Below are 24,200 nucleotides of genomic sequence, written 5' to 3' on the forward strand. Positions count from 1 at the left end.
AAGGACAATGCCCGATCGGACACGAAATACTGCGCTTTCCGCTGGCTTGTGGATCTTGCAGTACCGCGGCGGTGCCGGTAGACATGAGTCTTTGGGCCCGGTCCGGAGACACCGCCGCGCAGGCACCCGCCGGACGCCGCGATCAAGGCGGGAACCGGCGAGCCGGGGGCGGCAGTCCTAGGGACGGGGACCTCGGCCCGGAAGGCCGCGCGAGCGTCCGCGGCCTGGACGAGGCGGTGGCCGGATCCGCGGCGGGCCCTCCCCTCTTCCCGCGCACGTCACAGGGGGCGTCGCGCCCCGACCGAATGGAGTCCGATGTCCGAGATAACCGCCGAGGAGCCGCGCCGGGGTGCGGCCGACCCGACGGTCTTGGCTCTGGCCGCGATATCCGCAGTGATGGCCGCGCTCCTGGTCAGAGTGCTCCTGCTGGACAGTGAGTCGTCGGACTACTACTACTTCCTCGGCCCCTGGTACCAGTACATCTCGGAGCACGGCGGGTTCGGCGCCCTCAGGAACGCGGACTTCTCGGACTACAACGTTCCCTACCTCTACCTCATGGCAGCGCTCACCTACCTGCCGGTGCCGGCGCTGGCGGGCATCAAGTGGATCTCGATCCTCTTCGACCTGGCGCTGGCCTCCTACGCGTTCCGCATCGTCTCCCTGCGGCGGCCGCAGCAGCCCTGGCACGCCGTCGGCGCGGCGGTGGTCGTCCTCTTCCTGCCCACGGTCGTGACCAACAGCGGCTGGTGGGGCCAGGCCGACGCGATCTTCACCACCTTCCTGGTCGGCGGCGTCTACCACATGCTCCGCGACCGGCCCTGGTGGGCTTGCGCGTTCTTCGGGATCGCGCTGGGGTTCAAACTCCAGGCGGTCTTCCTCTTCCCACTCCTGCTGGTGCTGGTGCTGGTGAAGCGGATCCCCTGGTCGAGCCTGCTGGCCGTCCCGGCGGCGTACGTGGCGCTTGACCTCCCCGCCTTCCTGCTCGGCGCCGACCCGTGGCAGTTGCTGACGGTGTACACCCGCCAGCCGGACACGTACAAGCAGCTCACGCTCAACGCGCCGTCCGTCTACCAGTTCGTCTCCGTGCCGCAGGGTGAGGAGGATGCCGTGCGCGGCGCCGGCGTGCTGGTCGCGGGAGCGGTGGTCCTGGTGCTGATCGGGCTGGCCGTATGGGCCGTCCGGCGGGCCGGTGGCGTGGCGGGACGGGGTGGGAAGCCGGTGCTCACGGACACGCAGGTCCTGCTGCTGGCCACCGCCTCCGCGATCGCGGTGCCGTTCCTGCTGCCGTCCATGCACGAGCGCTACTTCTACGTCGCCGACGTGCTCAGTGTGATCGTCGCCTTCCAGCGCCCCCGGCAACTCTGGTACGTGCCGGTCCTGGTGCAGCTGTCGTCCCTCGGCAGCTACCTCAAGTTCATCGCCCCCGACGTGTCACCGTACCTGTCGATGCCGGCCCACGGCGTGCTGATGCTGCTCGCGCTGCTCGCCGTACTGCGGGCCACGGCGGCGGAGTTCCGCGCAGTGCCGGCGGCGGCCGCCCCCCGATCCGTCGAGCCGGGAGACGCCCGGCCGCCTGCTGCGCGCGTTCCGGCGCCGCAGTACGAGCGCTGAGGCGGCGTCGGGCCCTTCACGTCGGCGTCGGGCCGTGCGGTCCCTCCCGGGCCGGCGCGGGGTCGGCCGACCTGATCGACGCCGACCTCCGGCCGTGGTCGGTACACCCGCCACGGTGGTTGGCTGCCTTCGGATGATCCCGGGCGGTCGAGGCTTCGCCGCTCGACCGCCCGGACCGCTTCCCGCCGGGACTGCTTCTCGTCCGGACCGACCGGCGTTTCCGAGTGGCTGACCGGTCTCGCGGTCACTTCGGATTTGCCCTTGGGCTGTTCCGGCCCGAACGGGAGCGGTTGTCGCGGATATCGGCACTCCTGTGGAATTGGACCGGTCGGGGCTGAGTGGTGGATCTCTGTCCCCATATGTCTTGTCTTTCCGAATTCTCTCCCGGAGGCAATCGCCGTGCGGTGTCGAGCAATGGCGCCGGCAGCCGCAGGCGGGTGGGTGCTCGGCGGGTGGCTGGGCCGAGGGGTGGCGCACGGGCGGCAAGGCCCCGTGCAGGCGGGTGGGCGCCGCGCAGCCCGAAGTCGGCTACGGGGGTTCCCGGGTGTATGCAACCTTTCGCCCCGCTCACCGCATCCACGTGATGTGAGGGGTGTGGGAGGAGAAGGGGGGCCGTAGGCGAAGCCACGGATGCGGGGGTGCATGGCAGGGTCGGCGTGCATTGGCCGACGGCGGCTCCCTCGGGCGGATTCATCCGGGGTCGTGTCACTGATGGGGGATGAATGAGTGCAGGTGTTCCATGTTTCTTCGCGGCCATTCAGTACGTATGCGATTTACCTGGTCGGAGTCAGTCTCCCGTATCTGTTGCACGGCTGTGACAGCCCCGTACGACAAACCGTTCGATTCGCGGGGTGCGCGGGCTAGCATTCTGGCATGGAATCGAATCGCCCTCCGATATGGAATTCATCCGATAGCGCGTCGTCCCGCCCGTCGCGAAATACGCCGCTTCGGCTGGCCCGCTACGGTGCGACCTTCCTCGGTGTGAGCGTGGTGTCCGGTGCGCTGCTGGCCGGCATGGCCCTGCCCGCCGCCGGGGCGCTCGGACTTGCCGCGAAGGACACGGCGGAGGGCTTCGACGACATCCCGGACGACTTCAAGACCCCGCCGCTGACCCAGGCCACCCAGGTCTTCGACGCCAAGGGCGGGCTGATCGCCAAGGTCTACGAGCGGGACCGAACGGTGCTGGCCGCCGACCAGATGTCGCCGTTCATGCGGCAGGCGCAGGTGGACATCGAGGACGCCCGCTTCTACGAGCACGGCGCCGTCGACCTCAAGGGCGTGCTCCGCGCGATCGGCAAGAACGCGGAGAGCGGCAGCGCCTCGCAGGGCGCCTCGACGCTGACCCAGCAGTACGTGAAGAACGTCAACGTCGAGAAGGCCGGCGAGGACCTGGCCGCCGTCCGGGAGGCCCAGCGCAAGACCCTGGGCCGCAAGATCCAGGAGCTGAAGGTCGCGATCAAGCTGGAGGAGGAGCTGACCAAGGAGCAGATCCTCACCAACTACCTCAACATCACGTACTACGGGAACGGCGCCTACGGCGTGGAGGCCGCCTCCCAGCGGTACTTCAGCAAGAGCAACAAGGATCTGACGATCGCCGAGGCCGCCACTCTTGCCGGGTTGGTGCAGAACCCGTCGGCCTACGACCCGAAGCTGCACCCGCAGGCCGCGCAGACCCGCCGCGACGTGGTGATCGACAAGCTGCTGGAGAACAAGCACATCACCGCGGACCAGGCCGGGGAGGCCAAGGCCGCCCCGCTGGGCCTGCGTTACAAGGAGCCGCAGCACGGCTGCATCACCGCCAACGCCGGGATGGGCTTCTTCTGCGACTACGTGCGCCATGTGGTCAAGCAGGACCCGGTGTTCGGCAAGACCGCCGCCGACCGGCAGAAGTTCTGGGACCAGGGCGGCCTGAACATCTACACCACCCTCGACCCCGCCAAGCAGGCCGCCGCCCAGAGCGCTGTGAGCGACAACGTGCGGATCACCGACAGCGTCTCGGCCGCCGCCACCATGGTCGAGCCGGGCAGCGGCAAGATATTGGCCATGGCCCAGACCCGCCCGTACGGCCTTGCGACGAGCAAGAACGAGACCGTCGTCAACCTCAACGTCGACGCGGCGATGGGCGGCGGCAACGGCTTCCAGCCCGGGTCCACCTTCAAGCCGGTCGTCGCGGCCGCGGCGCTGGAGGCGGGGCTGCCGGCGACCCGGGAGTACTCGTCCCCGAACAGGCTCGAGTACCCGACGATGAAGACCTGTGAGGGGACCTGGAAGAACGAGGCCCGGCCCAAGACGGTCGTGCCCAACGAATCCGCGAACGAGAAGGGCCCGTACCAGCTGAAGCAGGCGATGGCGCTCTCGGTCAACACCTACTTCGTGCAGATGGAGCAGGAGATCGGCCTCTGCTCGGTCAAGCAGATGGCCAACAAGCTCGGCGTCACCGCCAAGGCCAGCGGCAAGCCCCTGGAGGAGGTCCCCGCGATGGCCCTGGGCGTCGAGGAGATGAGCCCGCTGACCATGGCCAACGTCTACGCGACCTTCGCCGCCCAAGGCACGCACTGCGCCCCGATCGCCATCAACAAGATCACCACGGTGGACGGCAAGGACGTCCCCGCCCCGGCCGGTCACTGCGAGAAGGTGTTCTCCGAGGAAACGGCAGAGGCGCTGAACACCGTCCTGAACGGCGTGACCGAGAACAACGGCACCGGCGCGGCGCTCAGCCTGGAGGGCGGCCGGCAGATCGCCGGCAAGACCGGCACCTCGGACCACAAGAAGGCCGCCTGGTTCAACGGCTACACCCCGCAACTCGCCACCGCGGTCTGGCTCGGCGGCCCCGACGGCGGCGTCGAGATGCGCGGCATCACCATCAACGGGAAGTACCGCACCGAGGTGTTCGGCGCCGACGGCCCCGGACCGATCTGGCGGGACGCCATGAACCAGGCCCTGCGGGGCACGCCCAAGCTGCCGCTGCCGATGGCCGACATCCCCGACCCGGCCCCCAAGCCCGACCCGAACGCCACCCAGACCGGCACGGGCTCACCGGCAACCCCGCCGGCCACCCCGCCGGGCACCAACCCGGCCGCACCGGAGCACTGACAGCGGTGATCCCCCGGGGCCGGCGGCGGCGCCGCTGTCCGCGGTCCTGGGACCGGTCCCGCGCGGGCTGTCCCCGCCGCGCCCCGGCTCCACGCCCGCTCGGCGGACGTGGAGCCGGGGCGCGGCCAACCGGCCGGAGCGCGGTCGTTCTCGGGGGTGCGGAGACGGCCGATGCCTTCAGAGCCGCCGCGCAGTGTGCTGCCGGGCGGGTGGCACCGCACCGGCACCCGGTGGTTCGGTTTGGCTCACCAGCCTCCTTGCCCCAGGCGGCAGTCGGCGATGAGACACATTCCTGCGCCGCATGGGAGGAGGATGCCTCGCAATCAGTTCATCTCCGGCCCGAACCGCTCCTTGTATGCCGATGGAGTGATGCCGGTCTCGCGGCGCATCAGCGTGCGCAGATTGGCAGCGGTGCCAAGCCCGCTGCGCCGCGCGACCACCTCGAAGCGGTACTCACCTCGCTCGATCAACCGGCAGGCCAAGGCGAGTCGTTCCCCCGTGAGCCACGTCAACGGTGTCGTTCCCAGTTGTGCCCGGAAGCGGCGGTGCAGCGTCGCCGGACTGACCGCCGCACGTGCCGCAAGGTCGGAGACCGTGAGCGGCGAGTCCAATCGCTCCTGGGCCCAGGCCAGGAGGGGCGCCAGGGACTCGTCCGGCACGTCGGGCATGGGGCGCTCCACGAACTGCTGCTGTCCGCCGTCCCGGTGTGCGGCGAAGACCAGCCGCCTGCTCACCGAGTTGGCGACCTCCGCGCCGTAGTCGCGGCGGACCACATGCAGCCCGAGGTCGAGTGCGGCCGCGCTCCCCGCGGCGGTGAGGATGTCGCCGTCGTCGACGAAAAGCACGTCCGATTCGAGGTGCACGGAAGGGAAGCGGGCGCGGAAGGAGTCCGCCCACTGCCAGTGCGCGGTGGCCCGCCGGCCGTCGAGGACTCCCGCCTCGGCCAGTGTGAAGGCGCCGCTGCAGAAGCCGATCAGGCGCGCACCACGTGCGTGCGCCCGTCGGACGGCATCGAGCACGGCGGGGCGGCGGGGCACCTCGGTGTCCGGGCGGTTGGGGACGATCAGGGTGTCCGCCGCGTCGGCAGCTTCCAGATCGGCGACTCCCGTGAGCGTGAAGAACCCGTCTCGCATCAGGGTGCGGGGCTTGGGGGAGCAGAGCCTGAAGTCGTAGAGATCACGACCGAGCTCCGGCCTGCGCAGACCGAAGACCTCGGTCGCGCAGCCGAGCTCGAAGGGGTTCGAGTTCTCGTCCACGATCACGACGACCCGGTGTACGCCCGCGGCCTGCACTGCGTGAGAGGATTCTTTCGTCACATGCAATTCCTAGCACTCACACCGACCGTGTGGAACGGCTCAGGATGAGCTCATGAGCAACGAACCCATCCCCCTCGGCAAGGCTCTGGCCTCCTTCGATGCGCTGTGGAGCCCCCGCATCGTCACGCGCGTCAACGACTATGACGTCCGCATCGCCAAGGTCGAGGGCGAACACATCTGGCACGCCCACGACGACACCGACGAGTTCTTCCTGGTGCTCGACGGAGAACTGCACATCTCCTTGCGCGAGCCCGGTGGCGAGCGCACGGTCCTGCTCCCACAGGGGGCGGTCTTCACCGTCCCCCGAGGTACGGAGCACAAGCCGTATGCCCCGTCCGGCGCCGCAATCCTCATGTTCGAGCCCGCCGGGACACTGACCGTAGGCGATCGTCACGACGAGATCCCGGACCACGTGGACTCGACGACCGGACATGCACTCAACGCCTGAGCCGACAGGCTTCGGGCGTCCCCGCTCGGCCGCCGGTGCAACGGAGTCGGGGACAGCCGAGCAGCCCCGCGCCGATGCGGCGCGGGGCTGCTGGAGGTCCGCGGTGGGTCAGCTGTTGGTGGGGAAGTCCCCGGCACGGATTCCTGCGATGAAGGCATCCCATGCGTGGGCACGGAACTGGAGCATCGGGCCCTCTACGTCCTTGCTGTCCCGGACGGCCTGGCCACCATCAACGAGGCCCGCCACCTCGACACACTCACCGCCCTGCTGGGAGTACGACGACTTCTTGAACGGAGTTGCCAGCTCGATCCTGTTCACTCTTCCTCTTCCTTACCTTCTTCGTGTGGGAGCTCTCGAAGCACTCGGCGGACGAAGGCCAGGCTTGCGTCCGGGGCCCACGCGGCGGACCTCAGTGTTTCCAATGCATAGGCATAGCCGGTCAGTTCCTCCGAAGACTCCACAACGACCACATTCGTGAAGCCTTCGAAGGATACGGCTTCCAACGTGGGGTCGGACCCGAACGACATCCCGGTGAACGGGCCTGCGACTCTGGCGGCGTTCCCCGAATTCAGAGGCAAAACCTGAAGCGTCACGTTGGGTAGCCTGGCCACCTTGATGAGGTGCTGGAGCTGCTCCCGGTGGACCTCCTCCGTGCCCATGGGTGCGACGACGGCAGGCTCCCACATGATGGCCGTAAATCTGACGCTACCGTCCTCGATGCGCTTCTGCCGAGCCTGGCGCACCTTGATGAACTCGTCCCTGTTCGCCGCCGGCACGACGGTGGGGTTTGCGTTGTGCATCTCCGCTGCAAATGCCGATGTCTGAAGCAGCCCGGGGATGAGACCGAGTTGCCACGTCACTATGTGCGTCGCGTCGCTCTCAAGCTCGATGTAGGCGGCGTAGTTCTCACCGACGCCCTTGTAGTCGAGCCACCATCCGCGGCGATTGCTCTCACGGGCAAGCAATTCGAGGCGTGCCCGTTCGTCCGGATCACGGACTTCATACAGGTCAAGAAGCAGGCGAACGTCCAGGGGGCGGGAGGTCACCTTCCCCGACTCAAGGCGGGAGATCTTCGCCACCGATGACACCAGGGCCTCTGCGGCGTGAGATTGATCGAGGCCGGCCCCCAGACGGTGCTTGCGCAGGGCCGCACCAAGTCGACGGCTGCGTACGGTCGGCCTCCCGCCTGCTGGCATCTCTCCGCCTCTCGATCTGAAGTCATCAGTCTGCCTGTCGGGCGGAGTTGAAGCTAGCAGGGACTGACTCTGCGATCGAGTGCAAATTTGCATGAGTGCCACTTGCATGTGACCCGTCGCACAGCGCACACTGACGGTGAGTAGTTCGACGGATCGATTGAGTGATCATGGCGGCTGGTCCTCGGGCATTCCTTTGCTCGCTCACGGCGTGGCCGGCCCTTCGTCGCTTCCTGCGACGTTTCGACTCCCTGCTTCCGGAAGGTGGCTCCGCCATGCTCGAAAACTCTGATCGCCATCTCAGTCCTGTTGCTGGGAGCAGCTGTTGGTTGGTGCGCAGCAAGCGATCGCCCGGTGAGGCGCGTCGTCTGCTCGAAAAGCTGCTCGCGGAGATTCCTGACGGTCAACGCTTCGCCGATGTCGGGTTGTTGCTCGTCTCCGAGCTGGTGACCAATTCCGTGATCCACGGGACGTCCAGCGGCAACCGCATCCGCCTGGAGCTCTCCGTCAACCGCGTCCGCCTGCGGATCGAGGTGCACGACGCGCGGGCGGAGCGGGAGCCCGTGCTCCGCCCCAGCTCCGCCGATGACGAAAACGGGCGCGGGCTCATCCTCGTCAAGTCCCTCTCGCGGCGATGGGGTTGCTGCCCGCGTCAGGGGATCGGGAAGATCGTGTGGGCGGAGATCGACCCCCAGGAGCGTGCCGCGTGAGGGACGACCGCTCGGTCACCGTCGAGATCACCGGCGACATCATGCCGCCGACGACCTACCCGCTCCTTCCCAGCGCCCTGGACTCCCTTTGGTCCGCCTTGCAGTTCCGTCCGCTGAGCAGGCCGCAGTGGCTGTGGTTCGAGCGCTACCTCACCGGCCCCTGCGCCGAGCGCGTCGTCGCCGAATACCTCAACTACACCGGCCCGTTGTCCCTCCCGGTCATCCTTCCCGAGGGCGTCCACCACCTGCGCGTCGACTGGGCGCCCCTGGGAGGCGCCCGGTGATCCGTCTCCTCTACCCCTTGTGGTTCGTCCACTGCTCCCGAGCCCCCGCCGCGCGCCTCCTTCGCCTCGAACGCCGACGCCTCGACGCGGAGTTGGCACGCTGGCGGCCGGAAGCCGCCGGCCGAGCCAGGCGGCGCGTCGAGCAGGCCCTCGCCGACCGACACCACTGACGCGCGCAGCCTCGGAGCCGTCGCCCCGAGGCCGCGCCATTCGCGATCGCGAGGCCTCAGGCCGACGCGAACTCCTCTCGTACCTCCCGCGGCCCGAACGGCCAGGTGCGTTCCGCCCGCGCCCAGAGCAGGAACGCCCCGCACCCCGCCGCCACCCACGCCAGCGACCACTCGATGGGGTGGAAGCCGGGCGCGTTCCGGTCGGCGTAGCCGTAGATCACCAGCCAGCCGACCGCGGCGATGACGCCCGGCGCCGGGTAGAGCCACATCCGGTACGGCCGCAGCAGCCCCGGCTGGCGCCGCCGCAGGACGCTCACCGCGAGTATCTGGGCGAGCGCCTGGACGATCACCATCACCGTCGTCAGCAGGTTGATCAGCACCGTGAGCGGCGGGTGCGCCGCACTGCTGCCCAGGTGGCGGCCGAGCAGGAAGCCCGCGGCCGTGAGCGCGCCCATCGCGGCGAGCCCGTACACCGGGAACCCGTGCTTCGCGTGCAGCTTGCCGAAGGCGCGGAAGAACACCCCGTCGCGCGCCGCGTCGTACGGGACCCGGGAGCCGCCGAGCAGCCCGGCCAGTACGGAGGCGAACGCGGTGATCAGGATGAGGACGGTGACGACGTCCGCCGCGCCCTTGCCCCAGGTGCTCTCCAGCACCGCCGAGGCGACCGACTTCGACGCCACCGAGTCCGGGTCCAGCATCGCGTGCCAGTCCATCGCCCCCAGCACGCCCACCTGCAGCAGCAGGTAGATCGCCATGATGCCGACGATGGAGAGCACGATGGCGCGCGGCAGTACCCGGCCGGGCTGCCGGACCTCGGCGCCCAGGTAGGCGGCGGTGTTGTACCCGAGGTAGTCGTAGATGCCGATCGTCAGGCCTGCCGCGAAGCCGAGCCAGAACTGCCCGTGTGTGAGTTCGATCGCGTGGGCGGGCCAGTCGAAGGCGCGGCTCGGGCTGAAGTGGGTGTAGCAGGCCAGGATCACGGCCGCCACGGAGGCGATCATGACCACCCACATCACGGTGGTGAGCTTGGCGATGTTCTCGACCCGGCGCCAGAGCAGGAGGACCACCAGTGCGCAGAACGCAAGGCCGACCGCGTCACCCTGCCCGTCCGTCATCCCGGGCCACAGGTAGCCGAGGTACTGGACGAAGCCGACCACGCCGGTGGACATGATCAGCGGGATGAAGAGCATCGCCGTCCAGACGAAGAGGAACGGCATCAGCCGGCCCGTCCGGTACTGGAAGGCCTCGCGCAGGTAGACGTACGTGCCGCCGGAGCCGGGGAGCGAGGCGCCGAGCTCGGCCCAGACGAGGCCGTCGGCGAGGGCGAGCACGGCGCCGGCGATCCAGCCGATCACCGCCTGGGGGCCGCCGAACGCGGCGACCATGAGGGGGATGGTGACGAACGGTCCGATGCCGCACATCTGGCTCATGTTGATGGCGGTGGCCTGGAAGAGGCCGATTCTTCGGGACAGACCTGGGGACGACACCGTGGGCCTCCGGAGTGGGGGAGTGGGCGCCCGGCGGGGCGCGGGGGTTCAAGTTAGGGAGCTTTACTAGATTCGTCAAGGCTGGCCGCAGGTGGCGGAGTTGACGGGGGTTAACGGATCGACCATTGGGAAACTTTCCTAACGAAAGTCATTGACCGCGCGGCCCGGTGCCTCGATTCTGGTGGCGCCCGCCGTGGCTGCCGCGGCGCTCTCCCGTCCTCCCCCTGGTCCGTCGCCCCGGGCGACCGGCCGACGAAAGTGAGTTGGCATGCACAAGGCTATCGGAGTCCGTCTCGCCGCCCCGTTGCTGGCCGCCGCTCTGGGCCCGGCCGCCCTGCTGCTGGCGCCCGTGAACACCGCGTCGGCCGCCCCCGCCGCCGCGAGCGCCGTACCCGGGATGGCCGCCGCGCCGTACGAGTACCTCGGCTGGGGCAGCCCGCAGAAGCCGACCGACGTGATGAAGGCGACCGGGGTCAAGTGGTTCACCCTGGCCTTCATCCTCTCCGACGGCGGCTGCAACCCGAAGTGGGACGGCAGCCGGCCGCTGGCCGGCGGCTCCGACGAGGCCGCGATCAAGTCGATCCGGGCGGCCGGCGGCGACGTCATGGTCTCGGTCGGGGGCTGGAGCGGCAACAAGCTGGGCGAGAAGTGTTCGAGCGCGAGCGCGCTGGCCGGCGCCTACCAGAAGGTGATCGACGCCTACGGGCTGAAGGCGCTGGACATCGACATCGAGAACACCGAGTTCTCCAACGCGACGGTCCGTCAGCGGGTGGTCGACGCCCTGAAGATCGTCAAGACCAGGAACCCCGGCATCGTCACCTACGTCACCATGGGCACCACGCCGACCGGCCCGGACGCCGCCGGCAAGGACCTGATCAAGCGCGGTGCCGCGGCCGGGCTGGCCAACGACGGCTGGGTCGTCATGCCGTTCGACTTCGGCGGCCACAGCGGCACCATGGGCCAGGCCACGGTGAGCGCCCTGGACGGGCTCAAGACGGCGGTCAAGAGCGCCTACGGCTACAGCGACGACGCCGCGTACCGGCACATAGGCGTGTCGTCCATGAACGGGAAGACCGACGAGGCCGGCGAGACCGTCACCACCGCCGACTTCCGCACCATCCTCGGCTACGCGAAGCAGCACCACCTCGCCCGGTTCGCCTTCTGGTCGGTCAACCGCGACCGCGCCTGCGGCTCCGGCGCGGACGCCGACGCGTGCAGCGGCATCGCGCAGTCCCCGTACGAGTTCACCAAGATCGTCGTCCAGTACCAGGGCTGAGGAGCACCCCGATGGCACAGCTGATCACCAGAAACCGTGCCCGCGCCGCCGCCCTGCTCGCGGGGGCGGGCCTGGCGGCAGGGCTGCTCGCGGCCCCGCCGGCCTCGGCCGCGCCGGTCCGCCAGGAGGCGGAGAGCGCGACGCTCTCGCAAGGCGTGGTGGAGTCCAACCACACCGGCTACTCCGGCACCGGCTTCGTCAACGGCGACAACGTCACCGGCAGCTGGGTGGAGTTCACCGTCAACGCGGCGGGCGCCGGCAGCGCCACGCTCGGCATCCGCTACTCCAACGGGACCACCGCCGACCGCCCGGCGGCCGTGGCCGTCAACGGCGCCACGGTCGAGGCCGCCCGTGCCTTCCCGGGCACCGGGAGCTGGGACGCCTGGGCGACCTCGACGCTCACCGTCCGGCTCGCCGCCGGGGCCAACCGGATCCGGCTCACCTCCACCGCCGCCGGCGGCCTGCCCAACCTGGACTACCTGGACGCCGACCTCGGCGGCGGCCCGCCCCCCGGCGGGCCGGCGGTGCCGTTCGGCAGCCACCGCTACCCGTACGCGGCGGGAACCCTCAGGCCGTCCGGCGCGCAGTCCGTGACCGACCAGCAGGTGATCGACAAGTACAACGCCTGGAAGGCCGCCTTCGTCCGGCAGAACTGCGGCAACGGCTGGTACGAGACCATCTCCCCGGACGCCGACCACCCGTACGTCGCGGAGGGCCAGGGCTACGGCATGGTGATCACCGCGCTGATGGCCGGCGCGGACGCCAACGCGAAGACGGCCTTCGACGGCATGGTCAAGTTCGTGCTCGCCCACCCGTCGGTGAACAACCCCCACCTCCTCGCCGCCGAACAGGATTCCTCCTGCAAGAGCGTCAACGGCTCCGACTCGGCGACCGACGGCGACCTGGACGTCGCGTACGGGCTGCTGCTCGCGGACCGGCAGTGGGGCAGCGGCGGGACGTACGACTACAAGGACCTGGCCGTCAAGCACATCAACGCGATCAAGGCCGGCGAGGTCAACCCGAGCACCCACCTGATGCGCCTCGGCGACTGGTCCACCTCGGACGACAAGACCTACTACGTCACCCGCTCCTCGGACTGGCTGATCGACCACTTCCGCGCCTTCCGGGCGGCGACCGGTGACGCCGCCTGGGACACCATCCGCACCGCGCACCAGAACCTGATCACCTCGCAGCAGTCCACGTACGCCTCCGGCACCGGCCTGCTCGCGGACTTCGTGGTCAACACCAACGGCACGGCCAAGCCCGCCGCCGGCAAGGTGCTGGAGAGCGTCAACGACGGCGACTACGGCTGGAACGCCTGCCGTGACCCGTGGCGGATCGGCACCGACGCGGTGACCAGCGGCGACACCGCCTCGCTGGCCTCGGCACGCAAGCTCAACGCCTGGATCAAGGGCAAGGCCGGCGGCAACCCGGCGAACATCGTGACCGGTTACCACCTGAACGGCTCGGCCTTCGACAGCGGGCACGACATGGCGTTCACCGCGCCGTTCGTGGTCACCGCGATGACCGACCCGGGCTCGCAGGCCTGGCTGGACGCGCTCTGGAACAAGCTCGCCGCCACCGCCGTGGACCCGTCGCTCTACTACGGCAGCAGCGTGCAGCTGCAATCGATGATCGTCGTCTCCGGAAACTACTGGGTGCCGTGATGACAGACCGAGCACACCCGCGCCGCCCGCGAACGGCACTCGCCAGGGCCGGCGGCGCCGCACTCGCCGCCGCCGGCCTGATCCTCGGGCTGACGGTGGCGCCGTCGGCGACCGCCGCCCCGGCGGTCACGGCGAGCACCGACTACCAGGCCGAGGACGCCCTGCTGATGCAGGCCAAGACGGCCGCCAACCACACCGGGTACACCGGCACCGGCTTCGTCGACTACACCAACACCACCGGCTCCGCCGTCGAGTTCACGGTCAGCGCCACCGCGGCCGGCACCACCTCGCTGGCCTTCCGGTACGCCAACGCCGGCACGGCGAACCGTCCGATGGACATCGCGGTCAACGGGAAGGTCGTCGCAGCCGGTGTCGCCTTCCCGCCCACCGCCGACTGGGACACCTGGGCGGAGAAGACCGTCGCCGTCGGCCTCGGCGCCGGCACCAACCGGATCCGGGCCACCGCCACCACCGCCGACGGCGGGCCCAACCTGGACCGCCTGCGGGTGGGCGCCGCGGCCGACACCACCCCGCCCGGCCGTCCCGGCCCGCCGAGTTGCTCCGGCATCGGGCCGAACGGCCTGACGCTCGGCTGGGGTGCCGCCACCGACAACGTCGGCGTCACCGCCTACGACCTTTACGAACACGGCAACAAGCTCGCCGAGGCGCCGGGGACGGCGACGTCCTGGAAGCTCACCGGGCTGACCCCCGCCACCACCTACAACCTCACGGTGATCGCCCGCGACGCCTCCGGCAACGCCTCACCGGCCAGCGTCGCCGTGGACTGCACCACCGCGGCGAGCACCGACCCGCCGCCCAGCCGGCCGGGCACGCCGGTCGTCTCGGCGGTCACCGCCACCGGCGCCACCCTCAAGTGGGCTGCCAGCACGGACGACAAGGGCGTGGTCGGGTACGAGATCCGCAGCGGATCCGCCGTCGTGAAGACCGTGACCGGTACCCCGCCGGCCACCACGGCGACGGTCACCGGGCTCGCCTGCGACGCCCCGTTCACCCTGGCCGTCGTGGCCCGGGACACCGCGGGAGGCTACTCGGCGCCGTCCGGCACCGTGTCGTTCACCACCGGCGCCTGCCCGGCCGACGGCGGCGTCCCGGGCTCTCCGACCGCCTTCTCCACCGGGTGGACGGTCCCCTGGGGCATCGGCTGGCTGCCGGACGGCACCAGTGCGCTGGTCACCGAGCGTGACAGCTTCAAGGTCTTCCGGCTCACCACCGCAGGCACCAGGACAGAGGTCGGCACCGTGCCCAACGCCGTCACCACCGACGGCGAGGGCGGTCTGCTCGGCACCGCCGTCGACCCCAACTGGTCGGCCAACCACTACGTGTACTTCATGCACACCGCGGCCGAGGGCAACCGGATCGTGCGGATGACGTACAACGGCAGCAGCCTGGGCGGCTACACGCTGCTGCTCCAGGGGATCAAGAAGAACCGCTACCACAACGGCGGGCGGCTGGCCTTCGGCCCCGACGGGTACCTGTACGCGTCGACCGGCGACGCCCAGACGTCCTCCCTGGCCCAGGACAAGAACACGCTCAACGGGAAGATCCTGCGGCTGACCACCGACGGAAAGCCCGCCCCCGGCAATCCGTTCGGCAACTACGTCTACAGCTACGGCCACCGCAACCCGCAGGGCCTGGCCTTCGACCGCAACGGGCGGCTCTGGGAGGCGGAGTTCGGCGACTCCAAGCGGGACGAGCTGAACCTCATCAAGCCCGGGGCCAACTACGGGTGGCCCACGTGCGAAGGCTCGTGCAGCGTGGCCGGGATGACCAATCCCAAGGCGAGCTGGCCGGTCGACCAGGCCTCGCCGAGCGGCATCGCGATCGTCCGCAACGTCGTCTACATGGCCGCGCTGCGGGGCGAGCGGATGTGGCGCATCCCGATCGACGGGGACACCGAGAACGTGTCCACTCCCACCTCCTACTACGTCGGCACCTACGGCCGGCTGCGGACGGTGTCCAAGGTGCCCGGGGCCGACCGGCTCTGGCTCACCACCACCAACGCCGACAACAACGGCGGGGCGGGCGACGGCGCGGACAAGATCTTCACGATCGCCATCGGCTAGCCCACCGGGCGCCGGGGGCTCCGGCGCCGGAATGGTGCGGGCCCGGAGACCGGGTCTCCGGGCCCGCACCGGCTCCGGTGCCTAGGCTTCGGTGCGGTCGATCTCGTTCTCCCGGACCAGCCAGAGCGCGAGCGCCGCGCCGGTCAGGCTGACCAGGCCGCCGAGCAGCAGCACCGTGTTGAGGCCGTCGAGGAAGCCCGCGCGGGCGGCGTCCTGGACGGCCTGCCGGGCGGGCTCGGGGACGGCGGCCAGGGCCTGCTGCAGGCTGCCGGAGGAGGAGGCCTCGATCAGTTCGCGTGGGTGGGCACCCTCCGCGGTCGGTGTGCCCGCGGTGAGTTCGCGGACCTTGTCGGCGCCCCGGCCGACGAAGATCGCCCCCCAGACGGCGATGCCGACCGCGATGCCGACCTGCCGGAAGGTGTCGTTGATGCCGGCCGCCATGCCGCTCTTCTCCTTCGGCACCACGCTCACCGCCACGTCCGCGATCACCGGGTTGATCAGGCCGACGCCCGCGCCGGCGACGAGGAAGCCGGCCAGCAGGCCCGTCCAGTCGTCGTCGGGCTGGACGTCGCCCATCAGCAGCATGCCCGCGCCGATCGCGACGAGGCCGACGCAGAGCATCAGCCGGGCCGGCACCCGGGAGAGCATCACGCCGGCCACGGGGGCGACGAGGAAGCTGAGCGCCGTGATCGGCAGGTAGCGCACGCCCGCCGCGAACGGGGAGAGCCCGAGGTAGTTCTGCAGGTACAGCGTCAGGTAGAGGAACAGGGCGAAGAGCGAGCTGGACACCGCGAACGCGGCCAGCTGTACGCCGGTGAACGCGTGGCGGCGGAACAGCCCCAGCGGCAGCATCGGCTCGGGGACGCGGAGTTCGATCACCACGAAGGCGGCGAGCACCACGGCCGAGCCGATGAACAGCGACACGATCAGCGTGCTGCCCCAGCCCTCGGCATTACCGCGTACCAGCGCCAGGACGAGCAGGAAGAGCCCGGTGCTGAACGTCACCACTCCCGCCCAGTCGACCCGGGTGGCGTTCGGGTCGCGGCTCTCGGCCAGCTTGAGGTAGGTGACCACCAGGGCGGCCGCCCCGATCGGCACGTTGAGGTAGAAGATCCACTCCCAGCCGAGCGCGTCGGTGAGCGCCCCGCCGACCAGTGGGCCGACAGCCACCGCAACGCCGATGGTCGCCCCGTACGCGCCCATCGCGGTGCCGCGCTCGCGGCCGGGCGGGAACTCCTGGGCCACGAGCGCGAGCGAGACCGCGAACATCACGGCGCCGCCGACGCCCTGGACGGCCCGGGACACGTTGAGGAAGGTCGGGTTCGGCGCCAGGGCGCAGAGCAGCGAGGCGCCGGAGAAGATCACCAGGCCGACGGCGAACGCCCGGCGGCGGCCGCGCCGGTCGGCGAGCGAACCGGCCGTCAGCACCAGTGCGGCCAGGGAGAGCGCGTAGGCGTCGAACACCCACTGGAGGTCGGTGAAGCTGGCGCCGAGATCCTTGCGGATCGACGGTAGGGCGACGTTGACCACCGTGATGTCGAGCAGCAGCATGAACGTCGCGACCGAGACGGCGATGAGGGTCCACCACTTGCGTTGCACGGCAGCCGGTCTCCTTGGCCTGCCGACCGGGGTTCGGTCGGGACGGCACCGACCGTATGCAACGGGATGGCGTAAGCCCGGGCAAACGCGGCCGATCGGGGGTTTTAGGCCCTGTCCGGCGGAGGGGGAGACGGCTGCCCGGCGGCGGGCGGCCCGGCTCGGCTATCGTTCCGGCCCTGCTCCGTCACCGCGCGGGGCCCGCTCCCGCGGCCCCCGTCTGCCGACCCCGGCCGCGCAACCCCGTGGTCAGCTCCCGGCGGCGCCGAGGGCGGCGGCCACGGCCGGGAGGCGGCCCATGGTGTGGGCGACGGTCAGGCCGTCCATGTAGTCGCGGGCGTGGACGATCAGGCCGTCCCGGACCCGCAGCACCAGCAGGCCGGGGAAGCTGAACGATTGGCCCGTGGTGGTGAGTTCGCCGCGGACGAGCTGCTCGGCGACGATCACCTCGGGGTCGGCGCCCTCGTGCGTGGCGACCTCGCGGATCTCCAGCGGCTTCGCGGGGCTGGCGCTCCAGGCCGCGTGGTAGGCGGCGCGCACCTCCTCGCGGCCGTGGTAGGCGGCGGGCATCCCCGGGAAGAGGAAGGGGAGTTCGTGGACGCCGTCCTCCGCGTAGAGGCTGGCGAGGTCGTCGGCGGACTTGTCGAGGATGGCCTGGCGATAGCGGGCCAGGACGCTGCGGGCAGAGGTGCTGTCCGGCATGGCGCGGACTCCTTCCGGTCGGCTGCTGTGGTCGGCGGGCCGATCCTGCCAGAGGCGCCCGGCGTCCGGGGGCGGAATCACGGCGCCGGCGATCACTGCCGGGGCGATCGCCGACGCTCCGTAGTCGGGAGGTCTCGATCTGCCAACAAGTGCGCGAACCGTGTGGGCACCGTGTCGCTGATCTGATGGAATCACGATCCTCTTTCAAGTGGAACGGAGTGTTCTCCCCTCATGGATTCACGGATGCGCGGCGGCCGTCGCGGACTGGCCTCCGTCGCCGGACTCGTCCTCACCATCGGCCTGGCCCTGACCGGTTGCGACCCGGAGACCGGTGGCGCCGCGGCGCCCGCGGCCGCCTCGGCGCCCGCCGTGACGGCGCAGGTCACGCCCAGCACCACGGCCCCCGTGCCGACCGCTCCCGCACCGGCCGTCCCGACCCCGCCCGCGTCGGCCCCGGCCGCCCCGACGCCGCCCCCGGCGGCCACCGCGCCCGCGTCACAGCCGCCCGCGCCGGCCGCCCCCAAGCCGCAGGCGCCCGTCACCAAAGCCGCGCCGGAGCCGAAGGCGACCACCGTCAAGCCCCCGGCCGACCCCGAGCCCGAGGCCGCCCAGACCAAGGCCGCCGCCGGCGACTGCGAGATCCGCTCCAACGCCGGCAACTGCTACCAGGCCGGGCAGTTCTGCCGTAACGCCGACCTCGGCAAGAGCACCCACGAGGCCGGCGGCCGGGTGATCTACTGCCGGATGGTCAGCGGTAAACCGCACTGGCAGGCGTGACCATCGCCGTCGGCGGACCGTCCAGGACGCCCGTGGACCACATGGCTCAGCTGAAGAGCATGTCCGTCATCGTGCCTGACCAAGTGGCCCGCACCCGTCCGCGGCGTGCGGGCCGCCGCCCGGACGTCAGGCCTGGAACTGCGGGACGACGCGGAGCGAGCGCAGGACGAGTTCTCCGATGACGGGCTGGTCGACGCCATCGACATGAACAAGGGAGGTGAGCTTGCCCGGGAAGGCGTCGATGACGGCCCAGGTCACCGACGGGGCGAGGGACTCGTCCAGCAGTGCGACCGTCACGTCCTTCTTCCGGCAGATCCGCTTGACGCCCCAGTGGACCCTGGGATGACACCGCGTGCGCGATGGTAGGACCCTGGCGACCGCCCGTCGGGGTCCCGCCAGATCTGCCGCCTCGGATGGGTTGATGCCGGCCCCGGCCCCGGCCCCGGTCGGGGCCCCGGTCGGGGCTCTTGGCGGCCGTCGGGCCGCTCGGCGGAGGCCCTCGCCGAGCGCCCGATCCGACCGGCCACGCCGGGTCAGCGGCGGGGTGGGGGGAGTTCGCCGGAGCCGCGGGGGATGAGGCGGGTGGTGACCACGGCGGTGCGGGCGCGGCCGCGGTCGCCGTCGAGGCGGGCGAGCGCGGTGCGCGCGGCGGCGGCGCCGAGTTCGGCCGGGTCCTGGGCGACGACGGTGAGTGCGGGCTCCAGGATGTCGGCGAGGGGGATGTCGTCGAAGGCGACCAGGGCGACCTCGCGCCGTCCGGCGTGGGCGAGGGCGGAGACGGTGCCCATGGCGGCGAAGTTGTTGGCGGCGAACAGCGCGGTGGGCGGTTCCGGGAGGGAGAGCAGCCGGTGGGTGGTGGTGGCCGCGTCCGGCTGGCCGTGCGCGCCGGCCACCAGCGCGCGGTCGTACGGGAGGCCGGCGGCGGCGAGTGCGTCCTTGTAGCCGGCCAGGCGTTCGCGGCGGGTGTACAGGGTGGTCGGCAGGTCGCCGATGAAGCCGATCCGCTGGTGACCCTGGGCGATGAGGTGGGCGACGCCGACCCGGGCGCCGTCGCGGTTGGAGGAGACCACGCAGTCGGCGGCGAGGCCGGCGCCGGGGCGGTCCAGGAAGACGACCGGCAGCCCGGCGGCGCGGGCGGACTTGAGGTGGGCGTGGTCCGAACCGTCGGCCGGGACGACCATGAGCGCGCTGACCCGGCGGGCCAGGAAGGTGGAGATCAGGTCGCGTTCGCGGGCCGGGTCGTCGCCGGAGGAGCCGAGCAGCAGGGTGAGCCCGCGTTCGCGGACGGCGGACTCGATCCCGCCGGCGACCGTGCCGAAGAAGGGGTTTCCCATGTCGGGGACGACCAGGCCGATGGTGGTGTCCGGGCCGCCGGTACGGATGTTGCGGGCCATCAGGTTGGGCTGGAAGCCGAGCCGGGCGACGGCAGCGAGGACCTTCTCCCGGGTCGCGGCGGAGGTCGGTCCGTCGTTGTTGAGCACGCGGGAGACGGTCTTGGCGCTCACGCCGACCTCCTGGGCGACGTCGTGCAGCGTCGGACGACGGGTCGCGGCCATGGATCACCGTTTCTGTCGGGTGGCGGCCCGGCCCCGGCCCGGGCCGCCCTGGACTGCTCAGCTGGTGCGGACCCCGGCGGCCTGGGCGGCGTCCGCGTCCGCGACGACAGTACCGCTGCCGTCCTCGGCGACGGTGAGCGCACCGGTCATGATGGCCACCACCTCGGACATCGAGTGGTCACCGGGCCGGATAAGCGCGGCCCGCCGCCCGAGCCGGTGGACGTGGATCCGGTCGGCGATCTCGAAGACGTGCGGCATGTTGTGGCTGATCAGCACGACCGGCAGGCCGCGGTCGCGCACCCGCCGGATCAGGTCGAGCACCTGCCCGGACTCCTTGACCCCGAGCGCCGCGGTCGGCTCGTCCATCACCACCACGCTGCGCGCCCAGGCGACCGCGCGGGCCACCGCGACGGCCTGCCGCTGGCCGCCGGAGAGGGTCTCCACCGGCTGGGTGAGCGAGCGCAGACCGATCTTCAGGTCGGCCATGTGGGCGGCCGCCTCGTCGCGCATCCGCGCGCGGTCCAGGCTGCGGAACACCGTGCCGAGGACGCCCGGCCGGCGCAGCTCCCGGCCGAGGAACATGTTGGCGGCGATGTCCATGGACGGTGCGACGGCGAGGTCCTGGTAGACCGTCTCGATGCCGGCCGCCCGGGCGTCCTGCGGGCCGGCGAACCGGACCGGCTCCCCGTTCAGCCGGATCTCGCCCTCGTCCGGGGTGATCGCGCCGGTGAGCGCCTTGATCAGGCTGGACTTGCCCGCGCCGTTGTCGCCGATGACGGCCAGCACCTCGCCGGGCATGAGGTCGAAGTCGGCGCCGTCGATCGCGGTGACGTGGCCGTAGCGCTTGACCAGGCCGCGGGCCTGGAGGACGGGGGTCGTGGTCATCGGCTGGTTCGCTTCCGGGAGATCTGGTCGACGGTCACGGCGAGGATCACCAGCACGCCGGTGATCAGGGTCTGGTAGATCGAGGCGACGCCCATCAGCTGCAGCCCGTTGCGGAAGACCCCGACGATCAACGCGCCGATCAGCGAGCCGAGCACGCTGCCGCGGCCGCCGAACAGGCTGGTGCCGCCGAGCACCACGGCGGTGATGGAGTCCAGGTTGTCGGTCTGTCCGGCCTGCGGGTCGCCGACGCCGGTGCGCGAGACCAGCAGCAGGGAGGCGACGCCGTAGACCAGGCCGGCCAGGGCGTAGAGGCCGATGGTCAGACGGCCGGTGCGGATGCCGTTGAGGCGGGCGGCGTCGCGGCCGTTGCCGAGGGCGTAGACGTGCCGGCCCCAGGCGGTGCGGGAGAGGAGGTAGGCGAAGAGTGCGAACAGCGCCAGGGCGAGCACCGAACCGTACGTCACGTCGGTGTTGCCGAGCGGGAAGGTGCCGCCGAGGAAGGTGAGCGGGCCGGGCAGGTCGGTGACGGTCTGCTCGTCCGAGTAGACGTGGGTGAGCGCGAAGGCGACGTTCAGCATGCCGAGGGTGACGATGAACGGCGGCAGCGGGATGAGCTGCACCAGCAGGCCGTTGGCCAGGCCGAAGGCCGCGCAGACCGCCAGGCCGAGGGCGATGGCGACCAGCGGCGGCACGGTGCCCTCGGCGGCGAGCTTGGCCATGGTGATCGAGCCGAAGGCCATCACCGCACCGCAGGAGAGGTCGATGCCGGCGGTCAGGATGATCAGGGTCTGCCCGATCGCCAGCGCCCCGACCACCATCACCTGCTGGATGATCAGCGAGAAGTTGCCGCCGGAGAGGAAGGTGTCGGTGGTCAGGGTGAAGAAGGCGCAGGCCAGCACCAGCGCGGCCAGCGGTCCGGCGGTGGGCGCGGCGAGCAGGCGGCGGGCGAGCGGTGGCGGCTGGAGTTCCGCGTACGGGGCGGTGGTCGTGGTCATCGGCGGATCCTCGGGGGAGCGGGGGAGCGGAGGCGGGGTGTTGAGGGGCGGGCCGGTCAGCCCCAGCAGTTCTCCAGGCCGTAGGCGGTGTCCTTGGCGTCCACGCCGGCCTGCGGCTGGTCGGTGATCAGGGTGACGCCGGTGTCGGTGTAGCCGGTGGGCTTGGCGCCGCCCTTGGCGTAGTCGGCCACCGCTTTGACGCCCTTGGCGGCCATGACCAGCGGGTACTGCTGCGAAGTGGCGGCGATCTTCCCGCCCTTGACGGCCTGGGTGCCGGTGCAGCCGCCGTCGACCGAGACGACGAGGACGTCCTTCTCCCGGCCTTTGGCCTTGAGCGCGGTGTACGCGCCCAGCGCGGCGGGCTCGTTGATGGTGTAGACGACGTTGAGGTCGGGCGCCTTCTGCAGGCAGTTCTCCATCGCGGTCTGGGCCTTGGCCTGGTCGCCGCCGGTGTCCTGCGAGCAGACCAGGGCGGGGTCGTCGGCGGCGACGCCGAAGCCCTGCAGGAAGCCGTCGTGGCGCAGCCGGCCGACGGCGACGCCGGGGGCGAGGTCCAGGGTGGCGATCTTCGCGGTCCGGCCCGCCATGGCGGCCTTGGCGTACTGGCCGATCAGCACGCCGGCCTGCTTGTTGTCGGTGGCGAACAGGGCGTCGGTGCCCTCCTGCGGGTCGGTCGGGCTGTCCAGGGCGATCACCAGCACGCCCTTGTCCCGGGCCTTCTTGATCGCGGGCAGGATCGCCTTGGAGTCGCTGGGGGTGATCAGGACGCCCTTGACCCCGGTGGCGACCATGTTCTCCAGGGCGGCGATCTGGCCGGCGTTGTCACCGTCGAACTTCCCGGCGGCGGTGACCAGGGTGGCGCCGTTCTCCTTGGCGGACTTCTCGGCGCCCTGCTTCATCTTGACGAAGAAGGGGTTGGTGTCGGTCTTGGTGATCAGGCCGACCTTGACGGCGCCGCCCGACGCGCCGGCGCCGGACGAGCCCTTGGAGCCGGAGCCGCAAGCGGTGAGGGCGAGTGCCGCGACGGTGGCGCAGGCGGCGACGCGGGCGAGGGCGGGGATACGGGGCATGCGGTGGCTCCCTGAGCGGTGTGCGGAGGTCCGGGGCGGTGTCAGGTCTCGCCGGCCGAGGTCGACGCGCCGACTGTCAACGTTGACTGTCAACGTTGACATCGCCTTGCCGAGGATGATGAAGTCAGCCCGGCGCGGCGGGCAAGCCCCCCGGGCGTAACAACTGGGTAACGCGGTCGAAATGCCACGTGACAGCCGCGAGTTGACGACCATGCCGCGCGACATTCCTCCACCGATCCGCGAGAGGCGGTCCTTCGTGTCCCAGCGATTTGTCGCGGTCCTCGGCGAGTGCGTCGCCGACACCTTCGCCGATCCGGCCGGCGCCCGTCCGGGCGAGCTGGCCCTGCGCGTGCTGCCCGGCGGCGGGCCGGCCAACACCGCCGTCGCGCTGGCCCGGCTCGGCACGCCCACCCGCTTCCTCGGCCGGATCTCCGACGACGCCTTCGGGGGCCTGTTCCGCGCCCACCTCGGCAGCGCCGGGGTCGACCTGGGCGCGGTGGTGGCGGCCCCCGAGCCCAGCACGCTCGCCATCGCCACCGTGGACGACCTCGGCCAGGCGCGCTACGCGTTCCACGCCGACCGCGCCGCCGACTGGCAGTGGAGCGGGGCCGAGCTCGCCGCCCTGCCGCTCGCCGACGCGAGCTGCCTGCACACCGGCTCGCTCGCGCTGGTCCGCGAGCCCGGGGGCGCTCTGGTCGAGCACCTCGTCGAGCGGGCGCGGGCCGGGCTCACCGTCTCGATCGATCCCAACGTCCGCCCGCAGCTGGTCGATCCGGCGGTCTACCGGGCCCGGCTCGACCGGTGGTGCGAGCTGGCGGACATCCTGCGGCTCAGCTCGGACGACCTGGAGCTGCTGCTGCCCGGCGTCCCGCCGGAGCGGGCCTGCGACGGTTGGCACGCGGCCGGCGCCCGGCTGGTGGTGATCACCCTCGGCGGCGCGGGGGCGCTGGTCTCGCTGGACGGCGAGCGGGTCCGGGTGCCGGCGCCCGAGGTCGCGGTGGTGGACACCGTCGGTGCGGGCGACTCGTTCACCGCCGGGCTGCTGCACCGCCTCGCGCACCTGGGCCGGCTCGGCGGGCGGCTCGGCGGGCTGAGCCTCGCCGAGGCCGCCGCGGCCTGCCGCTTCGCCGCCGAGGTCGCGGCCCTGACCTGCTCGGTTCCCGGCCCCAACCCGCCGTGGGCGGAGCAGCTCGGCACGCCCCGTCAGCGCCAGGGCTCTTGACGGCACGTCGGCGGCCGCCCATCATCCTCCGCAGCAGCTGTCATCGATGACATGAGTC

21 protein-coding genes are annotated in these 24,200 nt (G+C 71.1%); 10 read left to right on the forward strand and 11 right to left on the reverse strand.

The genetic code is table 11. From position 1 onward, the window contains the following. Positions 1 to 315 precede the first annotated feature (315 nt). Positions 316 to 1,611, forward strand: a complete 1,296-nt coding sequence (locus ACZ3YO_RS33295) for a glycosyltransferase 87 family protein (RefSeq protein ID WP_465576930.1) — start codon at positions 316 to 318, stop codon at positions 1,609 to 1,611. 981 nt (positions 1,612 to 2,592) lie between these two features. Then, the gene (locus tag ACZ3YO_RS33300) at positions 2,593 to 4,704 is read left to right on the forward strand and encodes a transglycosylase domain-containing protein (protein ID WP_465576933.1); all 2,112 of its coding nucleotides are present in this window, start codon (positions 2,593 to 2,595) and stop codon (positions 4,702 to 4,704) included. 323 nt (positions 4,705 to 5,027) lie between these two features. On the opposite strand, the gene ACZ3YO_RS33305 is transcribed toward ACZ3YO_RS33300, so the two are convergent. Further along, positions 5,028 to 6,020 carry a GlxA family transcriptional regulator gene (locus ACZ3YO_RS33305; RefSeq protein ID WP_465576936.1) on the reverse strand — a complete coding sequence of 331 codons (993 nt, stop codon included), beginning with the start codon at positions 6,018 to 6,020 and terminating at the stop codon, positions 5,028 to 5,030. Positions 6,021 to 6,072: 52 nt separating this feature from the next. On the opposite strand from ACZ3YO_RS33305, the gene ACZ3YO_RS33310 reads away from it, so the two are divergent. After that, on the forward strand, positions 6,073 to 6,468 hold the full coding sequence (locus tag ACZ3YO_RS33310; protein WP_465547055.1) for a cupin domain-containing protein: 396 nt from the start codon (positions 6,073 to 6,075) through the stop codon (positions 6,466 to 6,468). Between the two features lie 108 nt (positions 6,469 to 6,576). On the opposite strand, the gene ACZ3YO_RS33315 is transcribed toward ACZ3YO_RS33310, so the two are convergent. Beyond that, the gene (locus tag ACZ3YO_RS33315) at positions 6,577 to 6,786 is read right to left on the reverse strand and encodes a DUF397 domain-containing protein (protein WP_465576938.1); all 210 of its coding nucleotides are present in this window, start codon (positions 6,784 to 6,786) and stop codon (positions 6,577 to 6,579) included. Then, positions 6,783 to 7,772 (reverse strand): helix-turn-helix domain-containing protein, encoded by a 990-nt coding sequence (locus ACZ3YO_RS33320; protein ID WP_465576940.1) that lies wholly within the window; start codon positions 7,770 to 7,772, stop codon positions 6,783 to 6,785. The genes ACZ3YO_RS33315 and ACZ3YO_RS33320 overlap by 4 nt, the downstream gene beginning before the upstream one ends. A 221-nt stretch (positions 7,773 to 7,993) precedes the next feature. Here ACZ3YO_RS33320 and ACZ3YO_RS33325 point away from each other — a divergent pair, with 221 nt between their 5' ends. Further along, positions 7,994 to 8,371 carry an ATP-binding protein gene (locus ACZ3YO_RS33325; protein ID WP_465577033.1) on the forward strand — a complete coding sequence of 126 codons (378 nt, stop codon included), beginning with the start codon at positions 7,994 to 7,996 and terminating at the stop codon, positions 8,369 to 8,371. Beyond that, the gene (locus ACZ3YO_RS33330; protein ID WP_465576943.1) at positions 8,368 to 8,655 is read left to right on the forward strand and encodes a hypothetical protein; all 288 of its coding nucleotides are present in this window, start codon (positions 8,368 to 8,370) and stop codon (positions 8,653 to 8,655) included. The genes ACZ3YO_RS33325 and ACZ3YO_RS33330 overlap by 4 nt, the downstream gene beginning before the upstream one ends. A 226-nt stretch (positions 8,656 to 8,881) precedes the next feature. On the opposite strand, the gene ACZ3YO_RS33335 is transcribed toward ACZ3YO_RS33330, so the two are convergent. Beyond that, positions 8,882 to 10,312, reverse strand: a complete 1,431-nt coding sequence (locus tag ACZ3YO_RS33335) for an APC family permease (RefSeq protein WP_465576945.1) — start codon at positions 10,310 to 10,312, stop codon at positions 8,882 to 8,884. 268 nt (positions 10,313 to 10,580) lie between these two features. On the opposite strand from ACZ3YO_RS33335, the gene ACZ3YO_RS33340 reads away from it, so the two are divergent. Genes ACZ3YO_RS33340 through ACZ3YO_RS33350 form a run of 3 tightly spaced genes read left to right on the forward strand, consistent with a single transcriptional unit; the run spans position 10,581 to position 15,339 of the window. Further along, positions 10,581 to 11,588 (forward strand): chitinase, encoded by a 1,008-nt coding sequence (locus tag ACZ3YO_RS33340; protein ID WP_465576947.1) that lies wholly within the window; start codon positions 10,581 to 10,583, stop codon positions 11,586 to 11,588. A gap of 11 nt (positions 11,589 to 11,599) precedes the next feature. Then, positions 11,600 to 13,255, forward strand: a complete 1,656-nt coding sequence (locus ACZ3YO_RS33345) for a glycosyl hydrolase family 8 (RefSeq protein WP_465576950.1) — start codon at positions 11,600 to 11,602, stop codon at positions 13,253 to 13,255. After that, complete coding sequence (locus ACZ3YO_RS33350) at positions 13,255 to 15,339, forward strand: PQQ-dependent sugar dehydrogenase (protein WP_465576953.1); 2,085 nt, start codon at positions 13,255 to 13,257, stop codon at positions 15,337 to 15,339. The genes ACZ3YO_RS33345 and ACZ3YO_RS33350 overlap by 1 nt, the downstream gene beginning before the upstream one ends. Positions 15,340 to 15,420: 81 nt before the next feature. Here the strand turns inward: ACZ3YO_RS33350 and ACZ3YO_RS33355 are convergent, their stop codons facing one another. Together ACZ3YO_RS33355 and ACZ3YO_RS33360 are read right to left on the reverse strand one after the other, a co-directional pair. Further along, positions 15,421 to 16,938 (reverse strand): MFS transporter, encoded by a 1,518-nt coding sequence (locus tag ACZ3YO_RS33355; protein ID WP_465576955.1) that lies wholly within the window; start codon positions 16,936 to 16,938, stop codon positions 15,421 to 15,423. Positions 16,939 to 17,184: 246 nt separating this feature from the next. Next, positions 17,185 to 17,637, reverse strand: coding sequence for a nuclear transport factor 2 family protein (locus tag ACZ3YO_RS33360; RefSeq protein WP_465576958.1), 453 nt, complete (start codon positions 17,635 to 17,637; stop codon positions 17,185 to 17,187). A gap of 243 nt (positions 17,638 to 17,880) precedes the next feature. Here ACZ3YO_RS33360 and ACZ3YO_RS33365 point away from each other — a divergent pair, with 243 nt between their 5' ends. Further along, entirely contained in the window at positions 17,881 to 18,414 is a 534-nt protein-coding gene (locus ACZ3YO_RS33365; RefSeq protein ID WP_465576961.1) for a hypothetical protein, read from the forward strand. Positions 18,415 to 18,540: 126 nt separating this feature from the next. Here ACZ3YO_RS33365 and ACZ3YO_RS33370 read toward each other — a convergent pair whose 3' ends face one another. The 5 genes from ACZ3YO_RS33370 to ACZ3YO_RS33390 form a co-directional block, all read right to left on the reverse strand. Next, positions 18,541 to 18,711 (reverse strand): hypothetical protein, encoded by a 171-nt coding sequence (locus ACZ3YO_RS33370; protein WP_465576963.1) that lies wholly within the window; start codon positions 18,709 to 18,711, stop codon positions 18,541 to 18,543. Between the two features lie 236 nt (positions 18,712 to 18,947). Beyond that, positions 18,948 to 19,970, reverse strand: coding sequence for a LacI family DNA-binding transcriptional regulator (locus tag ACZ3YO_RS33375; RefSeq protein WP_465576966.1), 1,023 nt, complete (start codon positions 19,968 to 19,970; stop codon positions 18,948 to 18,950). A gap of 57 nt (positions 19,971 to 20,027) precedes the next feature. Beyond that, positions 20,028 to 20,855, reverse strand: coding sequence for an ATP-binding cassette domain-containing protein (locus tag ACZ3YO_RS33380; RefSeq protein WP_465576968.1), 828 nt, complete (start codon positions 20,853 to 20,855; stop codon positions 20,028 to 20,030). Continuing rightward, positions 20,852 to 21,850 (reverse strand): ABC transporter permease, encoded by a 999-nt coding sequence (locus ACZ3YO_RS33385; protein WP_465576970.1) that lies wholly within the window; start codon positions 21,848 to 21,850, stop codon positions 20,852 to 20,854. Before ACZ3YO_RS33385 ends, ACZ3YO_RS33380 begins: the two co-directional genes overlap by 4 nt. A gap of 56 nt (positions 21,851 to 21,906) precedes the next feature. Next, positions 21,907 to 22,920 carry a substrate-binding domain-containing protein gene (locus tag ACZ3YO_RS33390; protein WP_465576973.1) on the reverse strand — a complete coding sequence of 338 codons (1,014 nt, stop codon included), beginning with the start codon at positions 22,918 to 22,920 and terminating at the stop codon, positions 21,907 to 21,909. A gap of 211 nt (positions 22,921 to 23,131) precedes the next feature. Here ACZ3YO_RS33390 and ACZ3YO_RS33395 point away from each other — a divergent pair, with 211 nt between their 5' ends. Further along, entirely contained in the window at positions 23,132 to 24,142 is a 1,011-nt protein-coding gene (locus ACZ3YO_RS33395) for a carbohydrate kinase family protein (protein WP_405366092.1), read from the forward strand. The last annotated feature ends 58 nt before the right edge of the window (positions 24,143 to 24,200 follow it).

The organism is Kitasatospora sp. NPDC022785 (assembly GCF_055561295.1).

Excerpts from the sequence above, each read along its gene's own strand:
- ACZ3YO_RS33310 (WP_465547055.1), top strand. The coding sequence starts at position 6,073 with ATGAGCAACGAACCCATCCCCCTCGGCAAGGCTCTGGCCTCCTTCGAT.
- ACZ3YO_RS33360 (WP_465576958.1), bottom strand. The coding sequence starts at position 17,637 with ATGCCGGACAGCACCTCTGCCCGCAGCGTCCTGGCCCGCTATCGCCAG.
- ACZ3YO_RS33385 (WP_465576970.1), bottom strand. The coding sequence starts at position 21,850 with ATGACCACGACCACCGCCCCGTACGCGGAACTCCAGCCGCCACCGCTC.
- ACZ3YO_RS33380 (WP_465576968.1), bottom strand. The coding sequence starts at position 20,855 with ATGACCACGACCCCCGTCCTCCAGGCCCGCGGCCTGGTCAAGCGCTAC.
- ACZ3YO_RS33350 (WP_465576953.1), top strand. The coding sequence starts at position 13,255 with ATGACAGACCGAGCACACCCGCGCCGCCCGCGAACGGCACTCGCCAGG.
- ACZ3YO_RS33295 (WP_465576930.1), top strand. The coding sequence starts at position 316 with ATGTCCGAGATAACCGCCGAGGAGCCGCGCCGGGGTGCGGCCGACCCG.
- ACZ3YO_RS33340 (WP_465576947.1), top strand. The coding sequence starts at position 10,581 with ATGCACAAGGCTATCGGAGTCCGTCTCGCCGCCCCGTTGCTGGCCGCC.
- ACZ3YO_RS33345 (WP_465576950.1), top strand. The coding sequence starts at position 11,600 with ATGGCACAGCTGATCACCAGAAACCGTGCCCGCGCCGCCGCCCTGCTC.
- ACZ3YO_RS33320 (WP_465576940.1), bottom strand. The coding sequence starts at position 7,772 with ATGCAAGTGGCACTCATGCAAATTTGCACTCGATCGCAGAGTCAGTCC.
- ACZ3YO_RS33375 (WP_465576966.1), bottom strand. The coding sequence starts at position 19,970 with ATGGCCGCGACCCGTCGTCCGACGCTGCACGACGTCGCCCAGGAGGTC.
- ACZ3YO_RS33365 (WP_465576961.1), top strand. The coding sequence starts at position 17,881 with ATGCGCGGCGGCCGTCGCGGACTGGCCTCCGTCGCCGGACTCGTCCTC.
- ACZ3YO_RS33390 (WP_465576973.1), bottom strand. The coding sequence starts at position 22,920 with ATGCCCCGTATCCCCGCCCTCGCCCGCGTCGCCGCCTGCGCCACCGTC.
- ACZ3YO_RS33395 (WP_405366092.1), top strand. The coding sequence starts at position 23,132 with ATGCCGCGCGACATTCCTCCACCGATCCGCGAGAGGCGGTCCTTCGTG.